Source organism: Sorangium sp. So ce362, assembly GCF_051519845.1.
Classification (GTDB): Bacteria; Myxococcota_A; Polyangia; order Polyangiales; family Polyangiaceae; genus Sorangium.
In genome coordinates this window covers 11,806,328-11,829,937 of sequence record NZ_CP150332.1, presented here as the reverse complement: position 1 = coordinate 11,829,937, position 23,610 = coordinate 11,806,328, and the positions used below count along the sequence as shown (strand labels likewise).

The 23,610-nt window shown below is 72.8% G+C and carries 16 protein-coding genes; 3 read left to right on the top strand and 13 right to left on the bottom strand.

Translation table 11 applies throughout. The features are described from left to right. Nucleotides 1–6: 6 nt before the first annotated feature. Entirely contained in the window at nt 7–1,851 is a 1,845-nt protein-coding gene (locus WMF17_RS45330; protein WP_437647144.1) for an STAS domain-containing protein, read from the top strand. A gap of 34 nt (nt 1,852–1,885) precedes the next feature. Here the strand turns inward: WMF17_RS45330 and WMF17_RS45325 are convergent, their stop codons facing one another. The 4 genes from WMF17_RS45325 to WMF17_RS45310 all read right to left on the bottom strand — a co-directional run bounded on the left by WMF17_RS45325 (nt 1,886) and on the right by WMF17_RS45310 (nt 7,845). Then, nucleotides 1,886–3,817, bottom strand: a complete 1,932-nt coding sequence (locus WMF17_RS45325; RefSeq protein ID WP_437647142.1) for a sensor histidine kinase — start codon at nt 3,815–3,817, stop codon at nt 1,886–1,888. A 155-nt stretch (nt 3,818–3,972) separates the two neighbouring features. After that, complete coding sequence (thrC, locus tag WMF17_RS45320; RefSeq protein ID WP_437599759.1) at nt 3,973–5,304, bottom strand: threonine synthase; 1,332 nt, start codon at nt 5,302–5,304, stop codon at nt 3,973–3,975. Between the two features lie 54 nt (nt 5,305–5,358). Then, complete coding sequence (locus WMF17_RS45315) at nt 5,359–6,444, bottom strand: serine/threonine-protein kinase (RefSeq protein WP_437599758.1); 1,086 nt, start codon at nt 6,442–6,444, stop codon at nt 5,359–5,361. Nucleotides 6,445–6,546: 102 nt separating this feature from the next. Then, nucleotides 6,547–7,845, bottom strand: a complete 1,299-nt coding sequence (locus WMF17_RS45310; RefSeq protein ID WP_437651473.1) for an NAD(P)/FAD-dependent oxidoreductase — start codon at nt 7,843–7,845, stop codon at nt 6,547–6,549. 111 nt (nt 7,846–7,956) lie between these two features. Between WMF17_RS45310 and WMF17_RS45305 the strand changes: the two genes are divergently transcribed. After that, nucleotides 7,957–9,195 carry a hypothetical protein gene (locus WMF17_RS45305; protein ID WP_437647140.1) on the top strand — a complete coding sequence of 413 codons (1,239 nt, stop codon included), beginning with the start codon at nt 7,957–7,959 and terminating at the stop codon, nt 9,193–9,195. 40 nt (nt 9,196–9,235) lie between these two features. Beyond that, nucleotides 9,236–11,458, top strand: coding sequence for a DUF2169 family type VI secretion system accessory protein (locus WMF17_RS45300; protein ID WP_437599755.1), 2,223 nt, complete (start codon nt 9,236–9,238; stop codon nt 11,456–11,458). Nucleotides 11,459–11,476: 18 nt separating this feature from the next. On the opposite strand, the gene WMF17_RS45295 is transcribed toward WMF17_RS45300, so the two are convergent. From WMF17_RS45295 to WMF17_RS45255, 9 genes are all read right to left on the bottom strand, one after another. Beyond that, entirely contained in the window at nt 11,477–11,806 is a 330-nt protein-coding gene (locus WMF17_RS45295) for a hypothetical protein (RefSeq protein ID WP_437599754.1), read from the bottom strand. A 12-nt stretch (nt 11,807–11,818) separates the two neighbouring features. Next, entirely contained in the window at nt 11,819–13,462 is a 1,644-nt protein-coding gene (locus tag WMF17_RS45290; RefSeq protein WP_437647139.1) for a PAAR domain-containing protein, read from the bottom strand. 15 nt (nt 13,463–13,477) lie between these two features. Next, nucleotides 13,478–13,912 (bottom strand): DcrB-related protein, encoded by a 435-nt coding sequence (locus tag WMF17_RS45285; RefSeq protein ID WP_437647137.1) that lies wholly within the window; start codon nt 13,910–13,912, stop codon nt 13,478–13,480. Nucleotides 13,913–13,975: 63 nt separating this feature from the next. Next, nucleotides 13,976–16,669 carry a type VI secretion system Vgr family protein gene (locus tag WMF17_RS45280; protein ID WP_437647136.1) on the bottom strand — a complete coding sequence of 898 codons (2,694 nt, stop codon included), beginning with the start codon at nt 16,667–16,669 and terminating at the stop codon, nt 13,976–13,978. A gap of 84 nt (nt 16,670–16,753) precedes the next feature. Then, entirely contained in the window at nt 16,754–17,755 is a 1,002-nt protein-coding gene (locus WMF17_RS45275) for a GAF domain-containing protein (protein ID WP_437599750.1), read from the bottom strand. Between the two features lie 144 nt (nt 17,756–17,899). Continuing rightward, nucleotides 17,900–18,877, bottom strand: coding sequence for a histone deacetylase family protein (locus tag WMF17_RS45270; protein ID WP_437647134.1), 978 nt, complete (start codon nt 18,875–18,877; stop codon nt 17,900–17,902). After that, nucleotides 18,874–20,280, bottom strand: coding sequence for an aminotransferase class III-fold pyridoxal phosphate-dependent enzyme (locus WMF17_RS45265; RefSeq protein ID WP_437647132.1), 1,407 nt, complete (start codon nt 20,278–20,280; stop codon nt 18,874–18,876). Before WMF17_RS45265 ends, WMF17_RS45270 begins: the two co-directional genes overlap by 4 nt. Before the next feature lie 35 nt (nt 20,281–20,315). Then, nucleotides 20,316–22,637, bottom strand: a complete 2,322-nt coding sequence (locus tag WMF17_RS45260) for an FdhF/YdeP family oxidoreductase (protein WP_437647130.1) — start codon at nt 22,635–22,637, stop codon at nt 20,316–20,318. Then, a complete protein-coding gene (locus WMF17_RS45255) occupies nt 22,634–23,506 on the bottom strand; it encodes a formate dehydrogenase accessory sulfurtransferase FdhD (protein WP_437599746.1) in 873 nt (290 codons plus the stop codon). The genes WMF17_RS45260 and WMF17_RS45255 overlap by 4 nt, the downstream gene beginning before the upstream one ends. Nucleotides 23,507–23,610 lie beyond the last annotated feature (104 nt).

Sequence of the window (23,610 nt, the reverse complement as noted above, 5' to 3'; positions counted from 1 at the left end):
AAGGCCATGCGGGACCCCAGCTGGCAGCAGAACCGGCGCATTCTGCTGATCGACGACAACGAGGCCATCCACGGGGATTTCCGCAGGATCCTCCGGTCCGACGCGGAGCGGTCGACCTTCGATGGCCTCGAGTCGGCGCTCTTCCGCGAAGCGCCCGGCCGGAGGCCGGTGAGGTTCGAGCTCACGACCGCGACCCAGGGCGCGGAGGGGCTGGAGAAGGTCCGTGAGGCGCAGCAGCGCGGCGCGCCGTACGCCCTCGCCTTCGTCGACGTGCGCATGCCGCCGGGGTGGGACGGCATCGAGACGCTCTCGCGCATCTGGCAGGAAGACGGCGCGATCCAGGCGGTCCTCTGCTCAGCGTACTCGGATTACGCCTGGGAGGAGATCTCCACCCGGTTCGGGAACACCGACAACCTCCTCATCCTCGCAAAGCCGTTCGACCCGAACGAGGTCCGCCAGATGGCCTTTGCGCTCACCGAGAAGTGGAACCAGCGCCGCGCCCTGTCCGGGGCCAACCACAAGGTGTCGGCGCAGTACACGGTGACCAAGATCCTTGTCGAGTCGACGACGCTGTCTTCGGGCGTCCTCGCGCTCCTCAGCGCGCTCGGGGAGACGCTCGGCTTCCGGTTCGGCGCCCTGTGGCTCGGCGACGACGAGAGCGACGGGCTGCGCTGCGAGCACACCTGGAGCGCTGCGCCCGACGACTCGGCCGCGCTCGAGGCGGCGACCCGGGGTACCCGGTTCGCGCGCGACGCGGGGCTGCCCGGCCGCGCGCTCGCCCAGGGGGAGCCGAGCTGGTTCTGCGACCTCGACGCGGTCGAGGACGACCCGCGCGCGCGGGCGGCGCGGGGCGCCGGCCTCCGCTTCGCGGTCGAGCTCCCCATCGCGGTCCGCGCCGACGCGCGGGTCGCGGCCGTGCTGGAGCTCATGGATGCCGAGCCGCGCGAGCCCGACCCGGGGCTGCTCGACGTGCTGCTCGCCATCGCCGCCAAGGCCGGCCACTTCATCGGCAGCAAGCGCGTCGAGGCGGCCCTGCGCCGGAGCGAGGCGAACAACCGCGCGCTGCTCTACGCCATCCCCGACACGATCCTCCGGATCAGCAGCGACGGCATCTGCCTGGACTTCAAGGCGTCGAGGGAGTCGAGGCCGTCGCTCCGCGCCGAGGATTTCCTGCACCGGCACGTCGCCGACGTGTTCCCTGCCCGCGTGGCAGAGCAGATCACCGAGCTCGTCGCGCGGGCGCTGGCCGACGACGCGACGCACGTCTTCGAGTACCAGGAGCAGCTCCGAGAGGGCACGCGCGACTACGAGGTCCGGATCGCCGGCAGCGATCGGGCCGAGGCGGTCGTGATCGTGCGGGACATCACCGAGCGCAAGCGCGCCGAGGCGGAGACCGAGGCGCGGCGCGCCCGGGAGGAGGCCCTCCGGGCGCAGAACGAGATCCTGGCGGCGCTGTCGACCCCGCTCATCCCCATCAGCGACGATATCGTCGTGATGCCGCTCGTCGGCGCCCTCGACGCGCAGCGGGCGCGCCGCGTGCAGGAGACGCTGGTCCGCGGCGTCGCGTCCCGCCGCGCGCGCGTCGCGATCCTCGACATCACCGGGGTGCCGCGGATCGACGGCCAGTGCGCCGACGAGCTCCTGCGCGCCGCCACCGCGGTGCGCCTGCTCGGCTCGGAGGTGATCATCACGGGCCTGAGCCCCGATGTGGCCAGGACCCTCGTCGCGCTCGGCGTCGACATGAGCGGGATCGTCACGCACGCCACCCTGCAGGACGGCATCGCCTCGGCGATGACCTCCGCGGGCGCGCGCCGGAGGCCCGGGCGGCGCCGCGCGAGGCGGCGCAGGTAGCGGCGGGGCGGCGCGCAACGCCGGCGCCGGCCGCTCACGGCGCCGCGGATCGCAGCGCGGCGGCGCTCCCGAGCCGCAGCGGGAGCTCGAGCGTGAAGGTGGCCCCGCGCCCCGCGCCGTCGCTCTTCACCGACAGCACGCCGCTCATCTCCTCGGCGGCGAGCGCGCAGCTGTGCAGCCCGAAGCCGTGGCCGCCCCTGCGCGTCGTGAACCCGTGGGAGAAGATCCGGGTCAGGTGATCGCTCGCGATGCCCACCCCCGTGTCCTGCACGCAGATCCGGACGACGCCCTCCCGCTCCGCCCCGCTCGCCTCGATCCGCAGCGTGAGCTCGTGCTCCCTGCCGGGCAGCTCGTCCATCGCGTACTTCGCGTTGCTGATGAGGTTCATCAGGATCTGCAAGAGCTTGTGCTTGTCGACGTAGACCGGGCGCGGGCACGCGAACGCCCGCACGATCCTGAGGTGCGGGCGCGAGAGGGCCGCGTCGTTCATCCGGACGGCGTCCTCCAGGAGCTCCGAGAGCTGCACCGGCTCGACGACCGTGGTGGTGCCGGCATAGGTCTGCTGCGTCCGGACGATGTCCTTGATGTGGTCGACGCTCTTGCCCAGCTGATCCACGTAGAGCAGGGTGCGCTGGCGATCGCTCTCCAGCGCGGCGGACAGCGCCTCCAGGTAGGAGATGAGGTGTCGCCCCCGCTCGTCCTCGGCGAGGAACCGCCCGGGGTCGTCCCGGTGGCTCGACAGCAGCTGGGTCGCCCGCTGGAGCCTCTCCAGCTTGAGCCCTCCGAGCTCCTCCGCGATGAGCTTGGCGGACACGTTGACGGTGTTCAGCACGTTGCCGATGTTGTGCACGACGTTCGTGGCGACCTCCGCCATGCCCGCGCGCCGCGCCGTGTCGAGGAGCTGGCGCTGGGCCGTCGCGAGCTCCGCCGTCCGCTCCACGACCCGCTGCTCGAGCGCCTCGTTCAGCTGCCGGAGCTGCTCCTCGCTCGCCTTCAGCGCCGCCTCCGCGCGGCCGCGCTCGGCCAGCTCGACCTGGAGCCGCTCGTTGGCGACGATGAGCTCCCCGGTCCGCTCCGCCACGCGCCGCTCCAGCTCGCCCTTGGCGCGCTCCAGATCCTCGTTGAGGGCCTGCACCGTCTCCCGGAGCTGCTGCTCGCGGGCGACCCGATCCGTGAGGTCCGCGTAGGCGTGCTGGAGCCGGCCCTGCCGCGCCAGGGTCACGCCGAGCAGGTGCTGGAAGGCGTCGCGCAAGTGCTTGATCTGCTTGATTTTACCGGCCGGGCTGAGCTCCCCGGAGACGTCGCCCGAGGCGTACCGCGCGGCGTCCGCGGCGAGGCGCTCGATGGGGCGCACGATCTCGCGGATCAGGAGCCACCCGAAGGTCAGCGCCAGGAAGAGGCTGCCGCCCACGCCCATGGCGAGCCCGAACAGCGCGCGCTGCTTGAGCGTGCCGCTCCTCGCCTGGAGGTCGCTCAGCATCTCCTTGTTCTGCGACTGGCCCACCCGCGCGGTCGAGAGGAGCACGTAGGTCAGCTCCTGGGCATCGCCGTAGAACACCGACGTCGCCCGCGCCGCGTCGCCCTCCTGCATCGCGTCGAAGATCGCCGCGTGCTGCGCGTCGAGATCGGCGTACACGGCGGCGAGGTGCTGCCACAGCTGCTCTTGCGGCGAGCCCTGCTCGCCCCGCGACCCATTGAAATGAACGAGCGTATGGTCCCGGCTGCGCGCGTAATCGGTCGCGGCCAGCGACACGTTGAACCCGCGCAGCGCCTGTCCGACGCCCTCGCGCTGGGTGATCACCGCGAGCTCCATGTCCTGCATGGCGACGAGGTCGCCCAGGAGATAGAGCTGCTGCGCCGAGATCCGCGATAGCGTCGAGTTGACCCGGGGGAGGAAGACAGCCAGCGCGACCGCCACCGTCAGGAGGGGGGCGAACGAGAGCAGCGTGCGATGGCGGATGTCCACGGAGGCCTCTGCCGAACGAGGATGCCGGGGGGACCGAGCGCGTCACGACGCGCCCGCGCCGCTGTCCCGCAGGCTCGACGCCCCCTCCGGCCCCGATCGGGCGCGCCGATCATCGCACGTCGCGACCGCTCAGCGCATCGGCAGGCCTGCTCCGCTCAGCGCTTGCCCGCGTGTCTGTCGAGGGCGGCGAGGACGCGGTCGTAGTCGGGCGGCACCTCGACCGGCGGGTTGGCGTGCCGGCTCGTCACGTCCGCGAGCGCGCGCTCGTGGTATTTCACCTTGAATTCCGTGAACTTGAGGCCGTTCGCGGTCGAGACCACGACGACCCGCTGGCGCTTCTCCACGAGGCCCTTCTTCACGAGCTTCTCCAGGGCGGCGAGGGCGACCGCCGTGTGCGGGCACGTGTACATCCCGGTGCGATCGGCGCGCGCCGCCGCGTCGCAGAGCTCGTCCTCGGTCACCTCCTCGGCGACCCCGTTCATCGCCTGGAGGGCCAGCATCGCCCTCGGCGCGCTCACCGGGTTGCCGATCTGGATCGCGCTCGCCAGCGTCTCGCCCGCCTTCATCGGCTCGACCTCGCTCCGCCCCTCGGCCCACGCCCGGTAGAGCGGGTTGGCCCGCGCCGACTGCGCCACGCACAGGCGGGGGAAGCGCGTCGTCAGGCCGAGATCCTTCAGCATCTTGAAGCCGGCGTAGAGGGCGTAGGCGTTGCCCAGGTTGCCGCTCGGCAGGACGACCCAGTCGGGCAGCGTCCAGTCGAACTGCTGCACGATCTCGAACGCCACGGTCTTCTGGCCCTCGAGGCGCAGGGCGTTCATCGAGTTCGCCAGGTAGACAACGCCGTCGGCCGAGAGCCGCTGCACGATGGCCATGCAGCCGTCGAAGTCGGTGTCCAGCGAGAGGACCAGCGCCCCCGACGCGATCGGCTGGACCAGCTGCGCCGTCGACACCTTGCCGCGCGGCAGGAGCACGACCACCGGCAGGCCGGCCGCCGCGCCGTACGCCGCGAGCGAGGCCGACGTGTCCCCGGTCGACGCGCACGCGATCGCGCGCACCTCGAGGCCCTCGCGGATCGCCTTGTTCACCACCGAGACGAGCACCGTCATCCCGAGGTCCTTGAACGACCCCGTGTGGCTGTTGCCGCAGAGCTTCACCCAGACCTCATCGAGCCCGAGCGAGCGGCCGTAGCGATCTGCCCAGAACAGGTTGGTGCCGCCCTCGTCCATCGACACGATGGCATCGTCCGGGACCTGGGGAGAGACCCACTCCCGCTTGCCCCAGACCCCGGAGCCGTAGGGCCACACCGTGCGCTTGTAGCGCTCGTCGAAGAGCTTCATCCACGTGGCGGGGCTCCGATCGCGGAGCGCGTCGATGTCGTGGGCGACGTCGAGGAGGCCGCCGCAGGTCGGGCAGCGGTAGAGGGGCTGCGTCAGCGGGTAGCTCCCGGGGCAGCCGGTCAGACATCGGAATGCAGCAGAGTAGGCCATGGCGATACGGATCTCCTGGGTGGCGGGAAGCGCCCGCGGGAGGTGGTGTTGGGTTCAGTCGAAGCGTGGGGCTTCCATGCCGAGCCGCCTATAGAAGTAGATCGCCGCGTTCCTGGCAAACGATCCCTGCGGGACGTAGACGTCGTCCGGCTCGGGGAGCGGCTCCTCCGCCGAGAGCGGCCCGTCGCGGTCGCCGGCCAGCCGCTCGAGGTCCGCGACGAACGCCTCCATCGAGGGATAGCGGTTCTCCGGGCGCTTGCGGATCGCCTTCAGGATCACCGACTCGAGCAGCGGATCGATGCTCGGGCGCCGCTCCGAGGGGCGGGGCGGCGGCGTCACGAGCTGCCGGGCGAGGAGCTCGGACTGATCCGAGCGCGGGAACGGGAGCTCCCCGGTGAAGGTCCGGAACATGACGACGCCGAGCCCGTAGACGTCGGTGCGGGCGTCGGGCCTGTCGCTCACGACCTGCTCGGGCGCCATGTACTCGAGCGTGCCCACCGCGGTGCCGGTCGCCGTGATGTGGTCCGCGGCCTGCATCTTCGCCAGACCGAAATCGAGCACCCTGACCGCGTACGGGTCCCCCTGCGCGCCCACGAGGTAGAGGTTGTCGGGCTTCACGTCGCGGTGGATGATCCCGGCCCGGTGCGCGGCGGCGAGCCCGGACGCGGCCTGGGCGAGCACCGGGATGGCGAGGTCCGCCTCCATGCGGCGCTCGCGCCGGAGCCAGTCGCCGAGCGACTCGCCGAAGAGGTACTCCATGACGATGTACGGCGCGCCGTCGGAGGAGCGCGTGCCGGCGTCGAGCACCCTGACGATGTTCGGGTGCCCGATCATCGCGGCGCTCTGCGCCTCGCGCACGAACCGCTCGCGCGTCCGCTCCGCCCGGGCCGCGAACGACTCCAGGACCTTGATCGCGACCGGCTGCCCTGTCTCGAGCTCGATCGCGAGGTAGACGCGCGCCATCGCGCCCTTGCCGAGGTAGCCGCGCACCTCGTAGCGCTCCCCGAGGACGGTCCCCCGCAGCCGGGTCGGCTTGAACCGGAACAGGTCGACGCGCCGCGCCTCGGCGAGCTCCGCGCCGTCGTAGGGGCAGAACCGATGGCCCGCGTCGTACTCCCGGTGGCAGCGCGCGCAGAACATGGCCCCGCATCGAATAGCGCCCCGCGCTCCGGCCATGCAAGCGCTCCGCGCTCACCTCGGCGCCGCGCGCGCCTCGGCGCCGCGCTCACCTCGGCGCCGCGCTCACGCCGCCTTGCGCGGCGAGCGCCCCGTCAGCTTCGTGTACGCGTGATAGCCGAGCCAGCGGAGCGGCTCGGGCGGGACGCCCCCGAGCGGGTACATGTAGAAGGGCAAGTCCTGCCACCGCGCGTCGTCGCCCGCGTAGATGTCGCACAGCACGCGGCCCGCGAGGTTGCCGAGCGTCACGCCGTGGCCGCTGTAGCCGAGGGCGTAGTACACGTTGCGGTGCTCGCCGCGCACGCCCATGCTGCAGATCCGGCTCATCGTGATCCCGAGCGTCCCCGTCCAGCGGTGCGCGATCCGCGCCCGCTCGGCCTCGGGGAAATAGCCGACGAGCCGGCGCCGGATCGCCTCGAACGCCGGCCCCGCCGAGCCGGGGGAGCCCGGGTAGGACGTCTGGTTCCCGTAGAGATAGGCATAGGCCGCGTTGCTGCCCCCGCCGAACACGAGCTCGCCGGCGGGGGTCATGCTGGCGTACGCGATCCGGTCCTGGTCGTCGCTGAAGCCGGCGACCTGCCCCCAGCCGAGCGCGGCGCGCACCCCAGGATCGAGCGGCTCGGTCGCGAGCACGTGCGAGTGCAGCGGGAAAATTCCGGTCTTGAAGTAGCCGAGCCGCGGCGTGTAGCCGTTTGTCGCGAGCACGATGGCCGAGGCCCGGACGACGCCGCCCGGTGTTGTCAGCTCGATCGTGCGTCCCTCCTGGATCCGGAGCACCGGTGTGTCCTCGTGGAGGGCGACCCCCCACGCGAGGAGGAGCGGGCGCAGACTGCGCAGCAGGTCAACCCCGTTGAGCTGCCCCTCGGTCGCGTCCAGCACGGCCCCGGCCGCCCCGCGGATGCCGAGCCGCGTCGCGAGCGCCGCGCCGTCCAGGTACTGTAGCGGAATGCCCCACCCGGCGAGCCGCTCCACCCGCGCGTGCGCCGCCTCCGCCCGCCGGGCATCCGTGAGCACCTCCAGGCAGCCGTCGCGCCGGTGACGCACCGGGAGGTCGTGCTCCTGGATCATCGCGACGATACCGTCGATCCCCGCGCGCGTCGCCTCGTAGACGCGGCGCGTGAGGAGCGGATCGCGGTAGCTCACCCCGTTAATCCAGTTCAGCATCATCCCCCCGTTGCGCCCGCTCGCGCCGTTCGCGAGGTGACGCGCCTCGAGGATCATCACGCGAAGGCTCGGAAATCGGCGGATTAGATGGTATGCCGTGGAGACGCCGGTGAACCCTCCCCCGATGATGACCACATCGGCCACCGCGTCCCCGCGCAGCGGTGGGACGGGCTCATAGACCGGCCCCGCCTCGCTCCACACCGAGCGAGCGGAATCGATGTGGGTGCGCGTGTCGACGAGAGCTGCCCGGGTCACGATGATTATCTATCAGATGAACGCTCCGTCTGGCACCATGGACCCCGGGAGCCCTGCTTGAAGAGACGTGTCCGGCTCTGCATGAAGGATCTCTTCCACCAGGACGTGGTGGAGATGATCGAGCGCGAAACCCGGAAATACCAGATCTGGTCCATCGAAGACCCATCCGACCCGGACTTCGACACGGCGTATCAGATCCTCTGGGACTGCTTCGGCCCTCATGGAGAGATGGAGCGCAAGGAGGCGATCCACGCCTTCCTGCGCGACGACCCGTTCACGCCCGAGCCGTCGGGCACCTACATGCGCTACTTCCTGCTCGTGGCGCGAGACTCGGACGGGAACGTGCGCGGGGTGCGCGACGGCACCGTGCTCATCAACCCGGCGTACGCGCCGGATCTCTGCGTCATCTATCTCGCCCATATCTTCATGATCCCCGAGTCGCGCGGTACGGTGCTGTCGTACTGGCTGCGCATCGCCCCGGTCGAGCTCGCCATGCAGTACCTGGCCGACCTGCACGCGATGGGGAAGATCACGCTCCCCGCGCCCGCGGCCCCGGGCAAGTACTTCGGGATGAACCTCGATCTCGCGGCCGAGGTCGAGTACTTCACGCCCGAAGAGCGCCTGTCGTGGCAGCGCATCCTGTTCTACGGCCGCGGCGGGTTCGACGCGATCAACCCGCGCCACTTCCCCTACCGCCAGCCCGACTTCCGCGATCCCGACGAGATCCGCGCGACGGGCAACCAGCCTTCTCCGTTCATGGTCCTCATCCGGCGCATGGGCCGCGAGCGGCAGGCGCAGCTGCCGATCGACGAGGCGCGGGCGCTCATGCGGCTGCTCTACGACGACTTCGCGGATCACTGCGCGCCCCACCTGCTCGAGAACAGCCTCCAGCTCGTCCTCGACCGGCTGGAGGAGCGGGCGAAGCGCAAGAGCTTCGTCGAGCTCCTGCCGCTGCCGACCGGGCCCAGGGACATGCACCGGCTGAAGCCGCTCTTCCGGTACAACGTGTTCACGAAGTACTACCCGGAGAGCCCCGACATCCGCGGTTACGTGGTGAACAGCGGCGTCCGCGAGCGGCTGGCCGCGAACCCGCGCTACCTCGACGAGGAGCTCGCCCGCATCGCGCGGGAGCTGGAGGCCCGTCCGCCGTACGTCTACGGGAGCCGGGACAGGAGCGCGACCTGGGAGGGCACGCCGGTCACGCCGGGGTCGGAGCCGCCCCCGTCCGAGGGCGCCGACGCGGGCGAGGTCACCCGCGAGCTGCCGGGGCCGCCCTCGACCGCCGCGCCGCGGTGATCGAGCGGGCGCGCGAGCGCGCCTGGAGACCCCTTCCACCATGAACGTCATCGCCGCTGGTCCGCTCCCTGTCGCCTCGATCCTCTGGCAACCCCAGGCCGGCTCCTGGGTGCTCACCGTCGTCTGCAAAGGGACGTTCCTGCTCCGCCCCGGCGAGTCGCTGTTCGCCCCCGAGCAGGACGCGCCGAACCCGAGCGACGCGACGTCCGAGGAAGCGCCGTCGAGGAGCCCGCAGTCCGCGAGCGATCTCGCGCCTGCGAAGCCGCGCGCCGACGTCGTGCTCGTCGGGTGCGCGTTCGCTCCGGGCAAGGCGCCGGTTCGCTCGCTGACGACCAGGATGATCGTCGGCGACGTCGACAAGTCGATCGAGGTGTGGTGCGACCGGGTCTTCTCCCAGGACGGGGCGCTCCACGAGGGCCCGCCGTTCTCGCAGATGCCGCTGGTCTACGAGCGCGCCGCGGGGGGGCCGGGGTCGTGGAATCCGGTCGGGGTGAGCGGCGCCTCGCGCAACGCCTACGGGCAGCTCGCCGTCCCCAACCTCCAGCCTCCGGGGGTGGTCATCTCGGAGCCGGGCAAGTCCATCGAGCCCGTCGGCTTCGGCCCGATCGCCGCGACGTGGCCGTCGCGCGTCGAGAAGCTCGGCCGCCACGCGGCCGGGTGGCCCCATCGCGACTGGAACCGCAAGCCGCTGCCCGCCGGGTTCGACCCTGCCTACTTCAACATCGCCCCCGCCGATCAGCAGCTCTCGTCGCTGCGCGAGGACGAGCGCCTCGTGCTCGAGAACCTCCACCCCGAGCACCCGCGCCTCGTGACCAGCCTGCCCGGCCTCCGCCCCGTGGCGACCGTCGAGGGCCGGCGTGGCGGCCCCCGACAGGTCGCCATGCGCTGCGACACGCTCTGGATCGACGCCGCGCGGGGGCGCGGCTCGCTGACCTGGCGCGCGCAGATCGCGCTGGAGCACCCGGAGGAGCACGGGCGCGTGGTGGTGAGCCTGGAGCCGTCGCAGCTCTCGTGGGGCGAGGCCGAGCGGTCCATGCCCCCGACCTCCCGGCGCGCCGGCATGAGCACGACCCAGACGCAGATCCCCGCGCTCCAGTCCGAGCAGGCGCCGGTGCTGCCCTGGAAGACGGAGGAACGCGGGCCCGACAGCGTGCCCCACTCGAGCCGGCCCTCGGGCGCCGGGCTCCCGTTCCGCGCGCCCGAGGCCCTGAGCAGCCTCGCCGCGCTCTCGGTCTCGTCCGTGGTGCGGCAAGCCCCGCCGCCTCCGCCCGCGCCCCCCGCCGAGCAGGCGCCGCTGAGCGCCCTCGCGCCCGCGCCCTGGGCGGCAGACGCGACGCCGCCGATGACGGTGGGTCAAAGGTTCGGGGCCGCCGAGAGCGCGGCCCGCCCTCCGCTGCCTCGCTCGACCGAGAGCGACGGCGACGCCAGGGCCAGCGCGCCGTCGCCGCGGCCCGCGGCCGCGCAGCCCGACGACATCGTCGAGCTGCTCTGGTTCGACCCCGACGCGCTGCCGCGCGTCCGCGCTCGATGGCGCGAGCTGATCCTCGAGCTCGACTTCGAGGAGCTCGACCCCCGCCACGACCTGCCGGCCGACGACGCGGCCGCGGCGAGGGACCGCCACCACGTCCTCGGCGTGCTCACCGACGGGTCGCCGATCGATCCGGGCGGCGTCCACCAGGCGATCCTCGCGTCGCTCGGCGACCGGAAGCGGTTCGCCCCGCCGCTCGTGCTCGTGACCGGCGAGGCGCGCTTCCCGTTCGACGAGCTCGAGGCGCTCAGGGCCACGGTCGCCGTGGTCACGCCGCTCGCGGGCCTCGACAAGCAGCTCAAGGACGCCATCGACTCGGTCGGGGAGCTCTTGAAGTCGCCTTACCTCCAGAGCTCGACCGGCGTCGTGGACCGGCTGACCCAGCAGCTCAAGGAGCACCTCGCCCAGTCGCAACGCGCCCTGCCGGCCGGCCAGATCGAGGCGTACACCGAGCGGCTCCTGCTCGAGCAGCGGCGGTACCAGACCCGCAAGGTGCTCGGCGACGTGTGGATCCGCGCGCTGCTCGCGGGGGGCGTGCAGCGCGCGCTGCCGCTGTACCTGCCCAAGGCCCTGGAGCACCGGCTGCCCATGATGACGAGCCTCAAGGTGCGGATCCTCGCGGAGGCGCACCTCAGGCAGGATCAGCTCGAGCCGAGCCGCTACGCGCTCAAGGCGATCGCGCTCGGGAGGGTCTTCACCGCGGACGAGCTGCGGCCCGGGCGCGCGTCGGACTGATCCGGACCGAGGGGAGCGTCAGTCGAGCGGCTCCGTCGGCTCGACGTCGCGCGCGCCGACGAGCGGGAGCACCTCGACGATGAGCCGCTGCTGCGCCTCCAGGAGCTGCATCCTCACGTCGCCGCCCGCCGAGTAGAAGCGCAGGTGCACAACGAACCTGGGGCCGTCCTCGTAGATGCGCGCCGCCGCCTCCGGCGTGAGCTTGCCGGCGAGGTAGTCGCCGTGACGATCGCTGTCCGAGATCGCCCACGCCGACGGCCATCGCTCGTCGAGCCGCCTGCGCATCTCGTCCTGCGAGAGATCGCTCTTGAAAGACCACGCGAGCGTCGTGCTGGCTGCCTTGCTCATGATCGCCTCCGCTCAGGGGTCGCCGTCGCCTGGAGGGGTCGAGACGCTCGTCCCGCCCGCGCCGGCCGTCCCGGCGCTGCCCGCCGGCATCTGCGGGGCGGGGGGCGTCGCGCCGTAGGCCTCGGGACCCCGGTAGATCGTCGGGAAGTTGCCGTTCGGCTCCTGCGCCCCGTTGAGCTTGAAGTCGAAGCCGCCGTTGCTCGGGTTGGGCTCACCATAGATCTCGACGTTCCACCTCTCCGCGAGCGCGTTCAGCTTGCTCCCGAGCGACGTGTTCGCCAGCCCCGGCCTCCCCTCCGGGTTCAGCGCGCTCGGCGCCTCGCCGTTCTTGAAGATCCCGTACCTGGCGTTGTAGGGCGCGCCCGCCTGCTGCGCTTGCACCAGCGCCTGATCGCTGTGAATCGCAAAATCGGTGTCCGATTTCGACGACCAGAACCCGAACGGCTTGTCCGGGTTGCCCTTGAACCCGTCCGTGGCCGAGCCGAGCTGCTGCACGGTCGCGTCGGTGATCCCCTCGGACTCGAAGACGTTCTTCATTTCCCCCTGCAGCCGGTCGAGCTGCGCGCGATCCTTGTACGTGAGCGGGACGCGCTGGCCGTCGCCATCTCCCTCGACGGCCATCTTGAGCCGCTCGGGGGTCGTGTTCGGGTGCTCCAGCTCGCCCCGCTGCACCCGCTCGTACGCCGCGCGGTTCTCCGCGATCCTCGCGTCGAGCCTCGCGTTCGCCGCGGGGTCCGGGGGCGGCGCCTCGGCCATCCGCTCGTTGGTCCAGGTGCGCGCCCTCGCCACCTCCTGCGGGCTCGGCGTCGCCCTCCTCCCCGGCGTGGCCGGCGTCGCGGCGGGCAGCCGGAGCGCTCCGAGCTGCTCACCGAGCTTCACGGCGCGGACGCCGCCGTAGAGGCTCCCGCCGAGCTCGCCGACGATCTCGCCGATCCGCGCCGCGCGCTCGCCGCCGAGGCTGCCCACCGCCCCGCCCACGTGCTTGCCGATGAACCCGCCGCCGAGCGAGCCGCCGAGCCCCAGCGCCGTGACGGTGACGCCGGCGCGCACGCCCGCCAGCACGCCGGCGCTCGCGCTCGCCAGCAGGCCGACGCCCACGCCCGTCAGGACGAGCGCCACCCCGCCCCCGATGAGCGCCGTCCATTGCAGCGTCGTGATGAGCCAGGACGGCACCTCGTCCTCGATCGGCACGACCGTCAGCGTGTCGCCGCCGATGAAGGTGAACGACGCCCCCTTTCGGATGACGCCGCCGCACTCGGCCTTCTCGCTCTTGCGCCCGAGGAGCTTGCCGTTGACGAGGACCGTGGAGCTGCCCTGCGCGACCTTCCTGTCGCCGTGCTCGATGACGTCGAGCTCCGCGCGCGCGGCGGCCCTCGCCTCGATGAACGTGTCGGGAGATCCCGTCTCGATCGCCCCGCACGGGGACCCCTCGAACATCTTGCCGATCTCGGCGCCGGCCAGCGCGCCGGTGGCGCCGAGCCCGACGCCGCCGGCGATCGCCGCGCCGATGAGGATCGCCCCGGCGCCCCCGGTGACCGCGGTGAACAGGATCGCGCCGCCGATCGCGAGCCCGATGCACGCCCCCGCGATGAGGCCGGCCCACGCGGACGTGTGGCCGATCTCGTCGCCCATCCGGGCCGCTTCGAGGGCACTCACGGCCTCACGGCCCCCTCAGTCCTGGCCGAGCTTCACGCTCGCGAGGATGCGGTCGAAGACCGGGTTGAGCCGCGCGGCCTCGCCCTTCGGCATGGTCGCCGTGAAGCTCAGGACCGCCGGCTTGCGCCCGGCGACGAACACGATCCGCTGCTCGAGCGGCCCGCTCTGTCCCCGCCACACGAACCGGAGCTCCAGCGCCGGCTGGCCACCGAGCGTGATCTCCTGCCGCGCGTGCAGCTGGAAGCCGTCGAGCCGCCTGGCGATCTCGACGAGCTGCCGGTCGCCGTACCGCCGGATGTCCTCGCCCGCCGCGAGCGTGTCGCGCGTCATCACGAGGTTCGCGGCCATCCCCTGCCCGGGCTTCGCCGGCGCCGAGAAGGCCACCACCGAGCGGTCCTCCCAGTCGCGCGGCACGTCGAAGGACACGTCGGTGTTCTCAACTCGCGGCATCGTCTCCGCCTCCACGCCGCGAGGAGCTGCGCTCGCCCTCCGGCATCCCACGGGCCCCCGGCGTCACGGCTCCACCCTGGCGAAGCCGCCCTTCAGATCGCCCCGGTAAAGCGCCACGCCCTGGGCCGACAGCGCCCCCGCGTAGGCCCGCTCGGGGGGCGCGCCCGAGGCCTCGGTCGCCTGCGCCTCGGCCTTCACCGCCGCGCCGTTCACCGACCGCGGCGCCGCGGCGGTCCGCAGCGCCAGAAGCTGCATCACCTGCCCGCCCGCGCCGCCTACGTGGAGGAGGCCGGCCGCGCTGCCCGCGTTCACGAGCGACCCGATGTCGCTCGCGCTCAGGTCGCCGAGCGCGGGGATCGGCCGGGTGAGCACCGGACCGAGCACGTCCAGCGTCGACGGCAGCGAGGCGAGGCTCTCCCCCTCCGCGAGCCGGAAGAGCTGCACGGCGCCGGCCCCCGTCTTCACCAGCGCGGCGAGCGGCGAGGAGGGCGCGCGGACCGCCTCCAGGATCGCCGCGCCCGCGCCGGGCCCGATCTGGAGCGACGCCGGCGCCGCGGCCGGGTTGAGCGGCGGCGTGGCGATGGCGCGGTCGAGCCCCAGCGGAGCGCTCCTCACCTCGACGTCCGCGATGCCCCCCGGCGAGGCGACGGCGCCGCCGCCGCGCATCACCTCCGCGAGCACGCTCGTCGCGCCCCCGCTGCCCGGCCCGCCCGGCGCGCTCGGGGCCCTGGCCTTGCCGATCGTCGCCACCGAGGGCGCCTTCGCGGACGTGCTGTTGATGAACACGTTCGGCCCGCCGTCGATCTGGACCTCCGCGCCGGACAGCTTGAGCAGCCCGCCCGCCGAGATCTCGAGGTTGCCGTTCGCGTCGATGAAGATGCCTTCCGGCGTGATCCGGATCGACGCGACGCCGTTCGTGATCTGGACGGTCCTGTCCTTGTTGATCGTGTATCCGACGCCGTCGCCGACCGTGACGCTCTGGCTGTCGCCGGCGTCGACCGCGTCGGAGGTGCGGATGATCGACGTGCGGCCCGCGCCGATGTTGTTGATCTGCTGCTCGCCGATCGTGTGGCTCTGATCCTTGATGACGCTGGAGCTCTGGCTGCCCCCGACGGTCACCGAGTCGCCGCCGGTCACGCTGGCCGAGCGGTTCGAGAGCACGGTCGAGCGCTGATCGTGCTTGATCACCTCGGAGTAGTCGCGCTGCGCCTGGACGTGGATGAGCTCGCGCCCCGCGGCATCGTCGAACGAGAGCTCGTTGAACCCGCCCGAGCCCGGCGAGGAGTCGCTCTTCCAGCCGCTCTTGGTCTTCTCGGCGGGCAGCGGGTACGGCACGCGCGTCGTGTTGTTGTGGACGCGGCCCACGATCACCGGCCGGTCGGGGTCGCCGTCGAAGAAGTCGACGAGGACCTCCTGCCCGACGCGGGGGATGGCCATGAATCCATAGCGGCTCCCCGCCCAGCTCTGGCTGACGCGGATCCAGCACGAGCTCGCGTCGCTGAACCGCCCCTCGCGGTCCCAGTGGAACTGCACGCGCACGCGCCCGAACTCGTCGGTATGGATCTCCTCGCCTGGCGGGCCGACCACGATCGCGCTCTGCACGCCCACGACCCGCGGCCTCGGCGTCCGCCGCGCGGGGCGGTAGGGGTGCTCCGCGAACACGGCCTCGCCGGTGGTTGTCCACTCGCCGTCGTGCTCGCCCTCGAACGTGGAGGCGACGACGAGCAGCGCCTGGCCCGGGCCGAGCTCCTTGCGGGGGTGCTGGCCGATCGACAGGACGACGCCGGGGCACAGGTCGAGGGCGTTCGTGCGGTACTGGACCGAGCGCCGTCCGCGCCGCTCGCTCTCGAGGCTCCGGGTCGCGAGCCCCTCCGCCTCCTTCATGTCGACCCGCGCGACGCCCCTGTCGTCGGCGACCGGCGTATCCCCGCCCTTGCCCGGCTCGACGACGAACGCCCCGGGCAGGTAGTGGTAGTGCTCGTAGCGGAGCTCGTCCTCGAGGCCCTCCTTCGCCTCGGCGAAGAGCTGGTAATCCGGCCTCATCCTGAAATCGAAGTCGCGGAGGGTGACGTGACCCGGCCGCACCTCGTGGCTCACCATCACCTCGCTCACGTACTCCCGCCCGGCGGCGCGGTTCGGGTTCTCGACGTAGGCGATCGGCGCCTCGGAGCGCGGCTCGTTGCGCTGCGGGGCGTCGCTCAGGACGAGGCGGGTCAGCTCGGCGCCCATGCCGCTGCCCGGGCGGTGCGCGAAATGAAAGGCGATGCCCGCCTCCTCGAGCAGCCGGCACATGAACGCGAAATCGGTCTCGCCGTACTGCACTCGGTACTCGTAGGCGGGGTATTTCGCGCTCAGCTTCACCTCCGGCTCGATATCCCACTCCTTGAGCATGAGGAGCGCGATGTCGGGCGCTGTCATGTGCTGAAAAATGCGGTTGTTGCGCCGGAGCGTCGCCCGGAACAGCAAAGGCACGATGCGCAGCCGGTAGGTGGAGAGCCCCGTCGGCTCGGCCTGCACCTGCTCCATGTGGGAGCAGAGGCCGGCCCAGACCCGGGAGGGCACGACCGACTGCAGGACGGCCGACTCGACCTTGAAGGCAGCGGCCTTGCCCACGATGCTGTCGAGATCGAGGTCCTCGAGCTCCGAGACGGCCAGGATCGACACCTCGAAGAGCGACGACATCTGCTCCCGGACCGCGAAGCGCCGCACCGAGAGCGATTCCTCTTTTGACGCGAACGAGAGCGAGAGGCGCGGCATGGCTCGAGCGCCGAGTCTACGTTATGTGCGCGCTGCAAATCACCTACCGCGCGCCGCCGCGGCGCTCCCCGCGGCGCCCGGCGCTCACGCCGCGCTGCCGGCTGGCGCCGCCCGCGCGCGCAGGGCGCCCGCGCGGATCTCGCCCACCGCAGCGCAGGCGGCCTCGTGTGCCTCGAGCGCGCCGCGCAGCACGAGCGACCTCCCCCGCTCGGCGGCGGTCTCCTCGAGCGTCCCCTCGAGCACGCCCTCGGCGAGGCGGACGAGCGGGCCGACCTCGGCCATGCCCCGCGCGAGCGCCCGGGCCGCCGCGACGAGCCCGGACGCCGCGGGGGCGGAGCTCGCGATGGCCGCGGCCTCGTCGCAGAGCTCCTCGGCGACGGAGCCCATGTCGCGCCAGCACCCGACGGCCGCGCGCAGGCTGGCGAGCGTCACGAGCGCCGAGGGGGTCGCGTGCATCGCGTCGACCGGCGGCCGCGGCCCCGCCGCGCTCTGCGCCGCGGCGACGACCGGGGCGAGGGCCAGGAGCGCGCGCTCCAGCACGCGCGTGGCCTGCTCGACGCGGACGAGGCGCTCCTGCAGGTCGGCGCTGCCGAGCGGCGCGTCGCGCTCGACGAGGTCGGAGAGCCGGCCGGCGACCTCCAGCGCGAGCTGCTCGAGGCCGTCGATGGCGCGCGGGTCGAAGCGGCGGGGCACGACGTCGAGCACGCAGAGCGAGCCGATCGCGTGCCCGCCCACGCGCACCGGCACCCCGGCGTAGGCGCGGATGCCGTAATGCTCGACGAGCTCCTTCGGGACGCGCTCGTCGCGCAGCGCGTCCTCGACGATGAGCGGCACCTCGTCGCGCACGACGAGCTGGCAGAAGGAGTTGCTCCGCGAGGTCGCGCAGCTCACGGCGAGCTCCAGGGGCAGCCCGTGGTGCGCGCGCAGGAGCTGGATATGGCGCACGACGAGGCTCACGAAGGCGATCGGCGCCCGCGCGAGCCTGGCGGCCCGCGCCACGCAGGCGTCGAGGATGGCGTCCGCGTCCGTGCGCAGCATGGCGCCGTGCAGCTCGGCCAGGCGGACGGGGTCGTTCAGATCGGCCATGGGCGCGAGTCTACCAGCAAAGGCCGGCGCGAAGGTCGCCGCGCCGGGGCAGGCGCCGCGCCGCGCCGCCGTGTGCGCCCGCGCGATGAGCCATCACCTGCGCCGCGCGGAGACGCGTCGAGCGAATGGCCCCTTCTTGCGGGATCACCGCCCCTCCCGGCGCGCCTCCCGCGCCCGCACCGCCGCGACGAACGTGCCGAGGTGCACCTCGACCACCCGGCTCACGTCGGGCGTGTAGCCGCCCGCGAGGACCCACGCGATCGGGATACGCCGCTCGAGCGCGGTCCGGAACACGATCTCGTCGCGCGCGCGCAGGTCGTCGTGCGTCAGGTCGAGCGGCGAGTAGGGGTCCTCGCGGAACGGGTCCGCGCCGGCCTGGTACAGGATCAGGTCGGGCGCGGCGCGGTCGATCGCGGGGCCGAGGTGCCGCTCCAGGATCTCGAGGTACGCGGCGCCGCCGCTCCCGCCCGGCACCGGGACGGACCAGCTGTTCTCCGTGTCCGGAGCGCGCTCGCCCTCGACGTCCCGGTACGCCCGGTTCTGCTTGTACCAGTTGCCGTAGATGGAGAGCGCGAACGCCCAGGGGCGCGACGCGAGCAGCGACGCGGTGCCGTTGCCGTAGTGGAGGTCCATGTCGACGACCAGGGCGCGGCGGATGCGCCCCTCGGCGCGCGCGCGCTCCATCGCGACGACGAGACCGTTGAAGGTGCAGAAGCCCTCGCCGTGCGCGGCGTGCGCGTGGTGGAAGCCGCTCGCGAGGTTGCCCGCGATGCCTCCCTCGAGCGCCGCGGAGACGGCGGCGATGCAGCCGCCGTTCGTGAAGCGCACCGCCCCGGCGAGCGCCGGCGACCAGGGGAACTTCTGCGACTCGGCCAGCGCCCGGGGCTCGCCGGTCGCGATCGCCCGGAGGTACTCGGGCGTATGCACGCGGAGGAGGTCCTCGTCGCTGACCGGATCGGGCTCGTCGATGCGCGCGGGCAGGCCGCTCCGCTCGATCGCCTCGCGCACGAGCGCGAACTTGCGCATCGGCATGACGTGCTCGCCGATGTCCGCGAAGTAGCGCGCCGAGTGGAACACCCGGATCGGAAGCGAGGCGGAGGCGGAGGCGGAGGCGGCGGTCACTTGCAGACCGACTCGAGGAGGTCGAGCGCCTCGGCGAGGTGGCGCGGGGCGAAGACGAGCGCCGGCCGGAAGCGGAGCGTGCGGTCGCCCGAGCCCCCCACCTCGAGGCCGCGGTTGCGGAGCGCGGTGAGCGCCGCGTCGCGGCGGGCGGCGTGGGGGAAGTCGACGGCGGCGAAGGTGCCGCTGCCCCGGGCGCCCGAGAGCACCCCGGGGTAGCGGAGGCAGAGGTCCTCGAGCCCGGCGACCAGGCGCGCGCCCGTCGCCCGCGTGTTCTCGAGGAGCCTGTCGCGCTCGATGACCTCGAGGATCACCTCGAGCTGCGCGCCGCGGATCGGGTCGCCGAGCCAGGTGTTGAAGATGCGCAGCGGCTCGATCGGCGCGAGCTCCTCGCGGCAGTAGAAGCCGCCGAGCTGCATCTTCTTGGAGAACGTGACCATGTCCGGCGGCTCGGGCAGGTCCCACGCCTCGTGCGCCCACAGCGCGCCGGTCCCGCCGCCGCAGGTCTGCACCTCGTCGATGATGAGCGCGACGCCGTGCTCCGAGGTGAGGCGGCGGAGCGCCTGGAAGAACGCGGGGCTCGCGTGGCGATCGCCGCCCTCGCCCTGGATGGGCTCGACGATGACCGCGGCGATCTCGTCCGGGTGCGCGTCGATCACCGCCTTGATCGCCTCGAGCGAGCGCGCCTCGGCGGCGCGGTTCTGCTCGGCGTGGGCCGCCTCGGGGAACTGGTTCGCGGGGAACGGCACGACGGGCCAGTCGAACGCGGGGATATCGAGCTTGTGGATCGGCTTGCTCCGCGTCGCCGAGAGGGCGCCCATGCTGCGGCCGTGGAACCCGCCCTCGAAGGAGATCACCTTGAAGGCGTTGATGCCGGGCTGCCGGTTGAGCATGGCGGCGGCGAGGTCGCCGTCGCTCGGCTGCGCGCCGCCGCGCCGGCGCCGCGCGAGCCGGATGAACGCGGCCTTGAGCGCGTTCTCCACCGCCTCGGCGCCGGTCGTGAAGGTGAACACGTGCGCGTGCCCCTTCGGCGCGACGCGCATCAGCGTGTTCTCGACGATGTCGACCCACTCGGGCGCGGGCGCGACCCCGAGCGACGAGCGGTAGCCGGCGGCCCAATCAAAGCGGCCATCGCGCCAGGCGGCGAGCAGGTCCGGGTGGTTGTAGCCGATGGGCACGGCCGCGATGTGACCGTACACGTCGAGCAGGACGTTGCCGTCCACATCGACCATGTAGTTGCCCAGGCTCTTTCGCGCGTCCTGATAGAAGTGGATCGGCCGCGCGTCCTGGTAGCGATGGTGGCGAGCGCGGAGCGCCTCGGACGCGGGCCCCGGGATGGCGGTGCGCATCGAGGCGCGCTCGGGCTCACCGGGGATGGGCGGAGAGATGCTGGTCTGAGCGGTCATGGTCGGACTCCAGTGCGACGGGGGGCGGCAGAGCGTCACGCGGTTCCGTCGTTCGCGACGGCCGGCCGGACGCGCACGACGATCGACTTCGACGCGGGGGTGTGGCTCTTCTCGGCGATGCTCCCGAGCGGCACGAGCACGTTGGCCTCCGGGAAATAGGCCGCGACGTTGCCGCGGGGGATCGTGTAGAGCACGACGCGGAACGCGCGCGCCGCACGCTCCCCGTCGGAGAAGCGGCTCGTGACGTCGACGAGGTCCCCCTGCGCGAGCCCGCGCTCGGCCGCGTCCTCGGCGTTCATGAACACGACGCGGCGCCCGCCGCGGACGCCGCGGTAGCGGTCGTCGAGCCCGTAGATTGTCGTGTTGTACTGGTCGTGGCTGCGGATGGTCATCATCAGGAGCTCGCCCGGCTCGAGCTCGTGCCGCGGGAGCGCGTGGGCGATGAAGTTCGCCTTGCCCGTGGCGGTGCGGAACTCGCGCCGCGCCGCGGCGTTCGGCAGGGCGAAGCCGCGCGGGTCCCGGATGCGCGCGTTGAAATCGTCGAACCCGTCGATCGTGCGCTCGATGAGATCGCGGATCCGATCGTAATCGGCCGTGAGCTCCTCCCAGGGCACGCGCGAGCGCGCGCCCAGCGTCGCGCGGGCGAGCCCCGCCACGATCGCCACCTCGCTCCGCAGCGTCTCCGAGGCCGGCGGGAGGTTGCCGCGCGAGCTCGAGACGACGCCCATCGAGTTCTCGACCGTCACGAGCTGCGGCCCTCCCGCCTGCACGTCGCGCTCGGTGCGCCCGAGGCAAGGCAGGATGAGCGCGCGCCGCCCCGTCACGAGGTGCGCCCGGTTCAGCTTTGTCGACACGTGCGCCGTGAGCTCGCACCGGGCGAGGGCGCGGGCGGTGAACGCCGTGTCCGGCGTCGCCGAGAGGAAGTTGCCGCCCAGCGCGAAGAAGACGCGGGCGCGCCCGTCGGCCATCGCGGCGATCGCGGCGACGGTGTCGAGCCCGTGGCGGCGCGGCGGCGAGAAGCCGAAGTTCTTCTCGATGCGGTCGAGGAGCTCGGCGGGCGGGCGCTCCCAGATGCCCATCGTCCGGTCGCCCTGCACGTTGCTGTGCCCGCGCACCGGGCACGCGCCCGCGCCCGGCCGCCCGATGTTGCCGCGCAGGAGCAGGAAGCTCATGACCTGCTGCACGTTGGCCACGCCGTTCTGGTGCTGCGTGAGGCCCATGGCCCAGCACGCGATCGTGCGCTCGGACCGCATCGCGATCTCGGCCGCCGCCCGGATCCGATCGCGCGGGACCCCGCTCTGCTCCACGATGTCGTCCCACGGCGTCTCGCGCACGGCGGCCGCGAACGCCTCGAAGCCGTGGGTGTGGCGCGCGATGAACGCGCGATCGAGCACGGCCCCCGGCCTGCGCTCCTCCTCCTCGAGCATCTCCTTGATGATCCCGGTGAAGAGCGCGACGTCGCCGTTGATGCGCACCTGGACGAAGAGCGTCGAGAGCGGCACCCCCGAGCCGACGAGATCGAGCGGGTGCTGCGGGTGCTGGAAGCGCTCGTTGCCGACCTCGGGGAGCGGGTTCACGGTCACGACCTCGCAGCCGCGCAGCCGCGCCTCGCGCAGCGCCGAGAGCATGCGCGGGTGGTTCGTCCCCGGGTTCTGACCGACGACGAAGATCGCGTCAGCCAGCTCGAAATCATGAAGAGATACGGTACCTTTGCCGACCCCGATGGCCTCGCTCAGGCCGACGCCGCTCGACTCGTGGCACATGTTCGAGCAGTCGGGCAGGTTGTTCGTCCCGAGCTCGCGCACGAAGAGCTGGTAGAGGAACGCCGCCTCGTTGCTGGTGCGCCCCGAGGTGTAGAAGAGCGCCTCGTCCGGCGAGGCCAGCGCGCGCAGCGACGAGGCGACGAGCTCGAGCGCCTCGTCCCACGACACAGGGCGGTAGTGCGACGCGCCCTCGTCGAGCAGCATCGGGTGGACGAGCCGCCCCTGCTTGCCGAGCCAGTGGTCCGACTGACGCGAGAGCGCCTCGACGCTGTGCTCGCGGAAGAACTCCGGCGTGACGCGCCGGAGCGTCGCCTCCTCGGCGACCGCCTTGGCGCCGTTCTCGCAGAACTCGGCGACCGAGCGCTTCTCCTCGGGCTCGGGCCAGGCGCAGCCGGGGCAGTCGAAGCCCTCGCCCTGGTTCACGCGCAGGAGCGTGCGCACGGCGCGCGCGACCCCCATCTCGCCGACCGCGTGCCGGAGCGTCGCCCCGACCGCCGCGAGCCCGCCGGCCGCCCCGCTGCGCTCGCCGATCCGGGGCGGCTCGGCCTCGACCGGCGGCTCGGCCTGCACGTCGCGCACGTCGCGCGCCGTCACGACGCCGCCTCCGGCGCGACCGCGATGCGCTCCCGGCCCCCGTACACGTTGAACCGGCCGTCGCGCGCGAAGCCGACGAGCGTCATCCCGTGCGCCGACGCGAGCTCGGCGGCCAGGCTCGACGGCGCGCCCACCGCGACCATCACCGGGATCGACGCCCGGAGCGCCTTCTGCACGAGCTCGAACCCGGCGCGCCCGCTGACCATGAGCACCGCGCCCGGGTCGGGCAGCCGCCCGGCGAGCAGCGCGGCGCCGATCAGCTTGTCGACGGCGTTGTGGCGGCCCACGTCCTCGCGGAGGTCGGCGAGCGCGCCGCCCGCGTCGAAGAGGGCCGCCGCGTGCAGCCCCCCGGTCCGCCCGAACACCGGCTGCGCCTCGCGGAGACGCGCGGCGAGCCCGTGCACGACGCGCGGCGCGAGCCGCGGCGCGCCCCGCTCGAGCGGCGAGGGCGGCGCGCACGACGCGACGTCGATCGACGCCTTGCCGCAGACGCCGCAGCTCGCGTTCGCGACCGCGAGGGCGCGCTCGGTGCGCCCGAGGTCGACGGTCACGTCCTCGGCGAGCGTGACGCGCACGAGCTCGCCCGAGGGGCCGGCAGCCTCGTCGACGGCGACCACGTCGGCCGCGCGGGAGATGATCCCCTCGGCGAACAGCAGCCCGATCGCGAGCTCGCGGTCGTGGCCGGGCGTGCGCATCGTGATGCCGAGGCGGCGCGCGGCGCGCTCCTGCGGGGCCAAGGGGAGCGCCCCGCGGGCTCGCGCGACGACGACGATCTCGAGGGGCGCCTCGACGGCGAGCTGATCCTCGGCGTCGGCGGCGCTCTCGTCGGTGATCCTGCGGATCGAAACGTGGGTGGTGCTTGACGGCATGGCGGCGTGTCCGGCGCTCTCCATCGTAGCCCGCGGCGAACCGCCGAGGAGCCTCCGCGTGGAGCCGCTCGCCCGGCCGCTGCCGGCCGTTCTCCGGGGCGCCC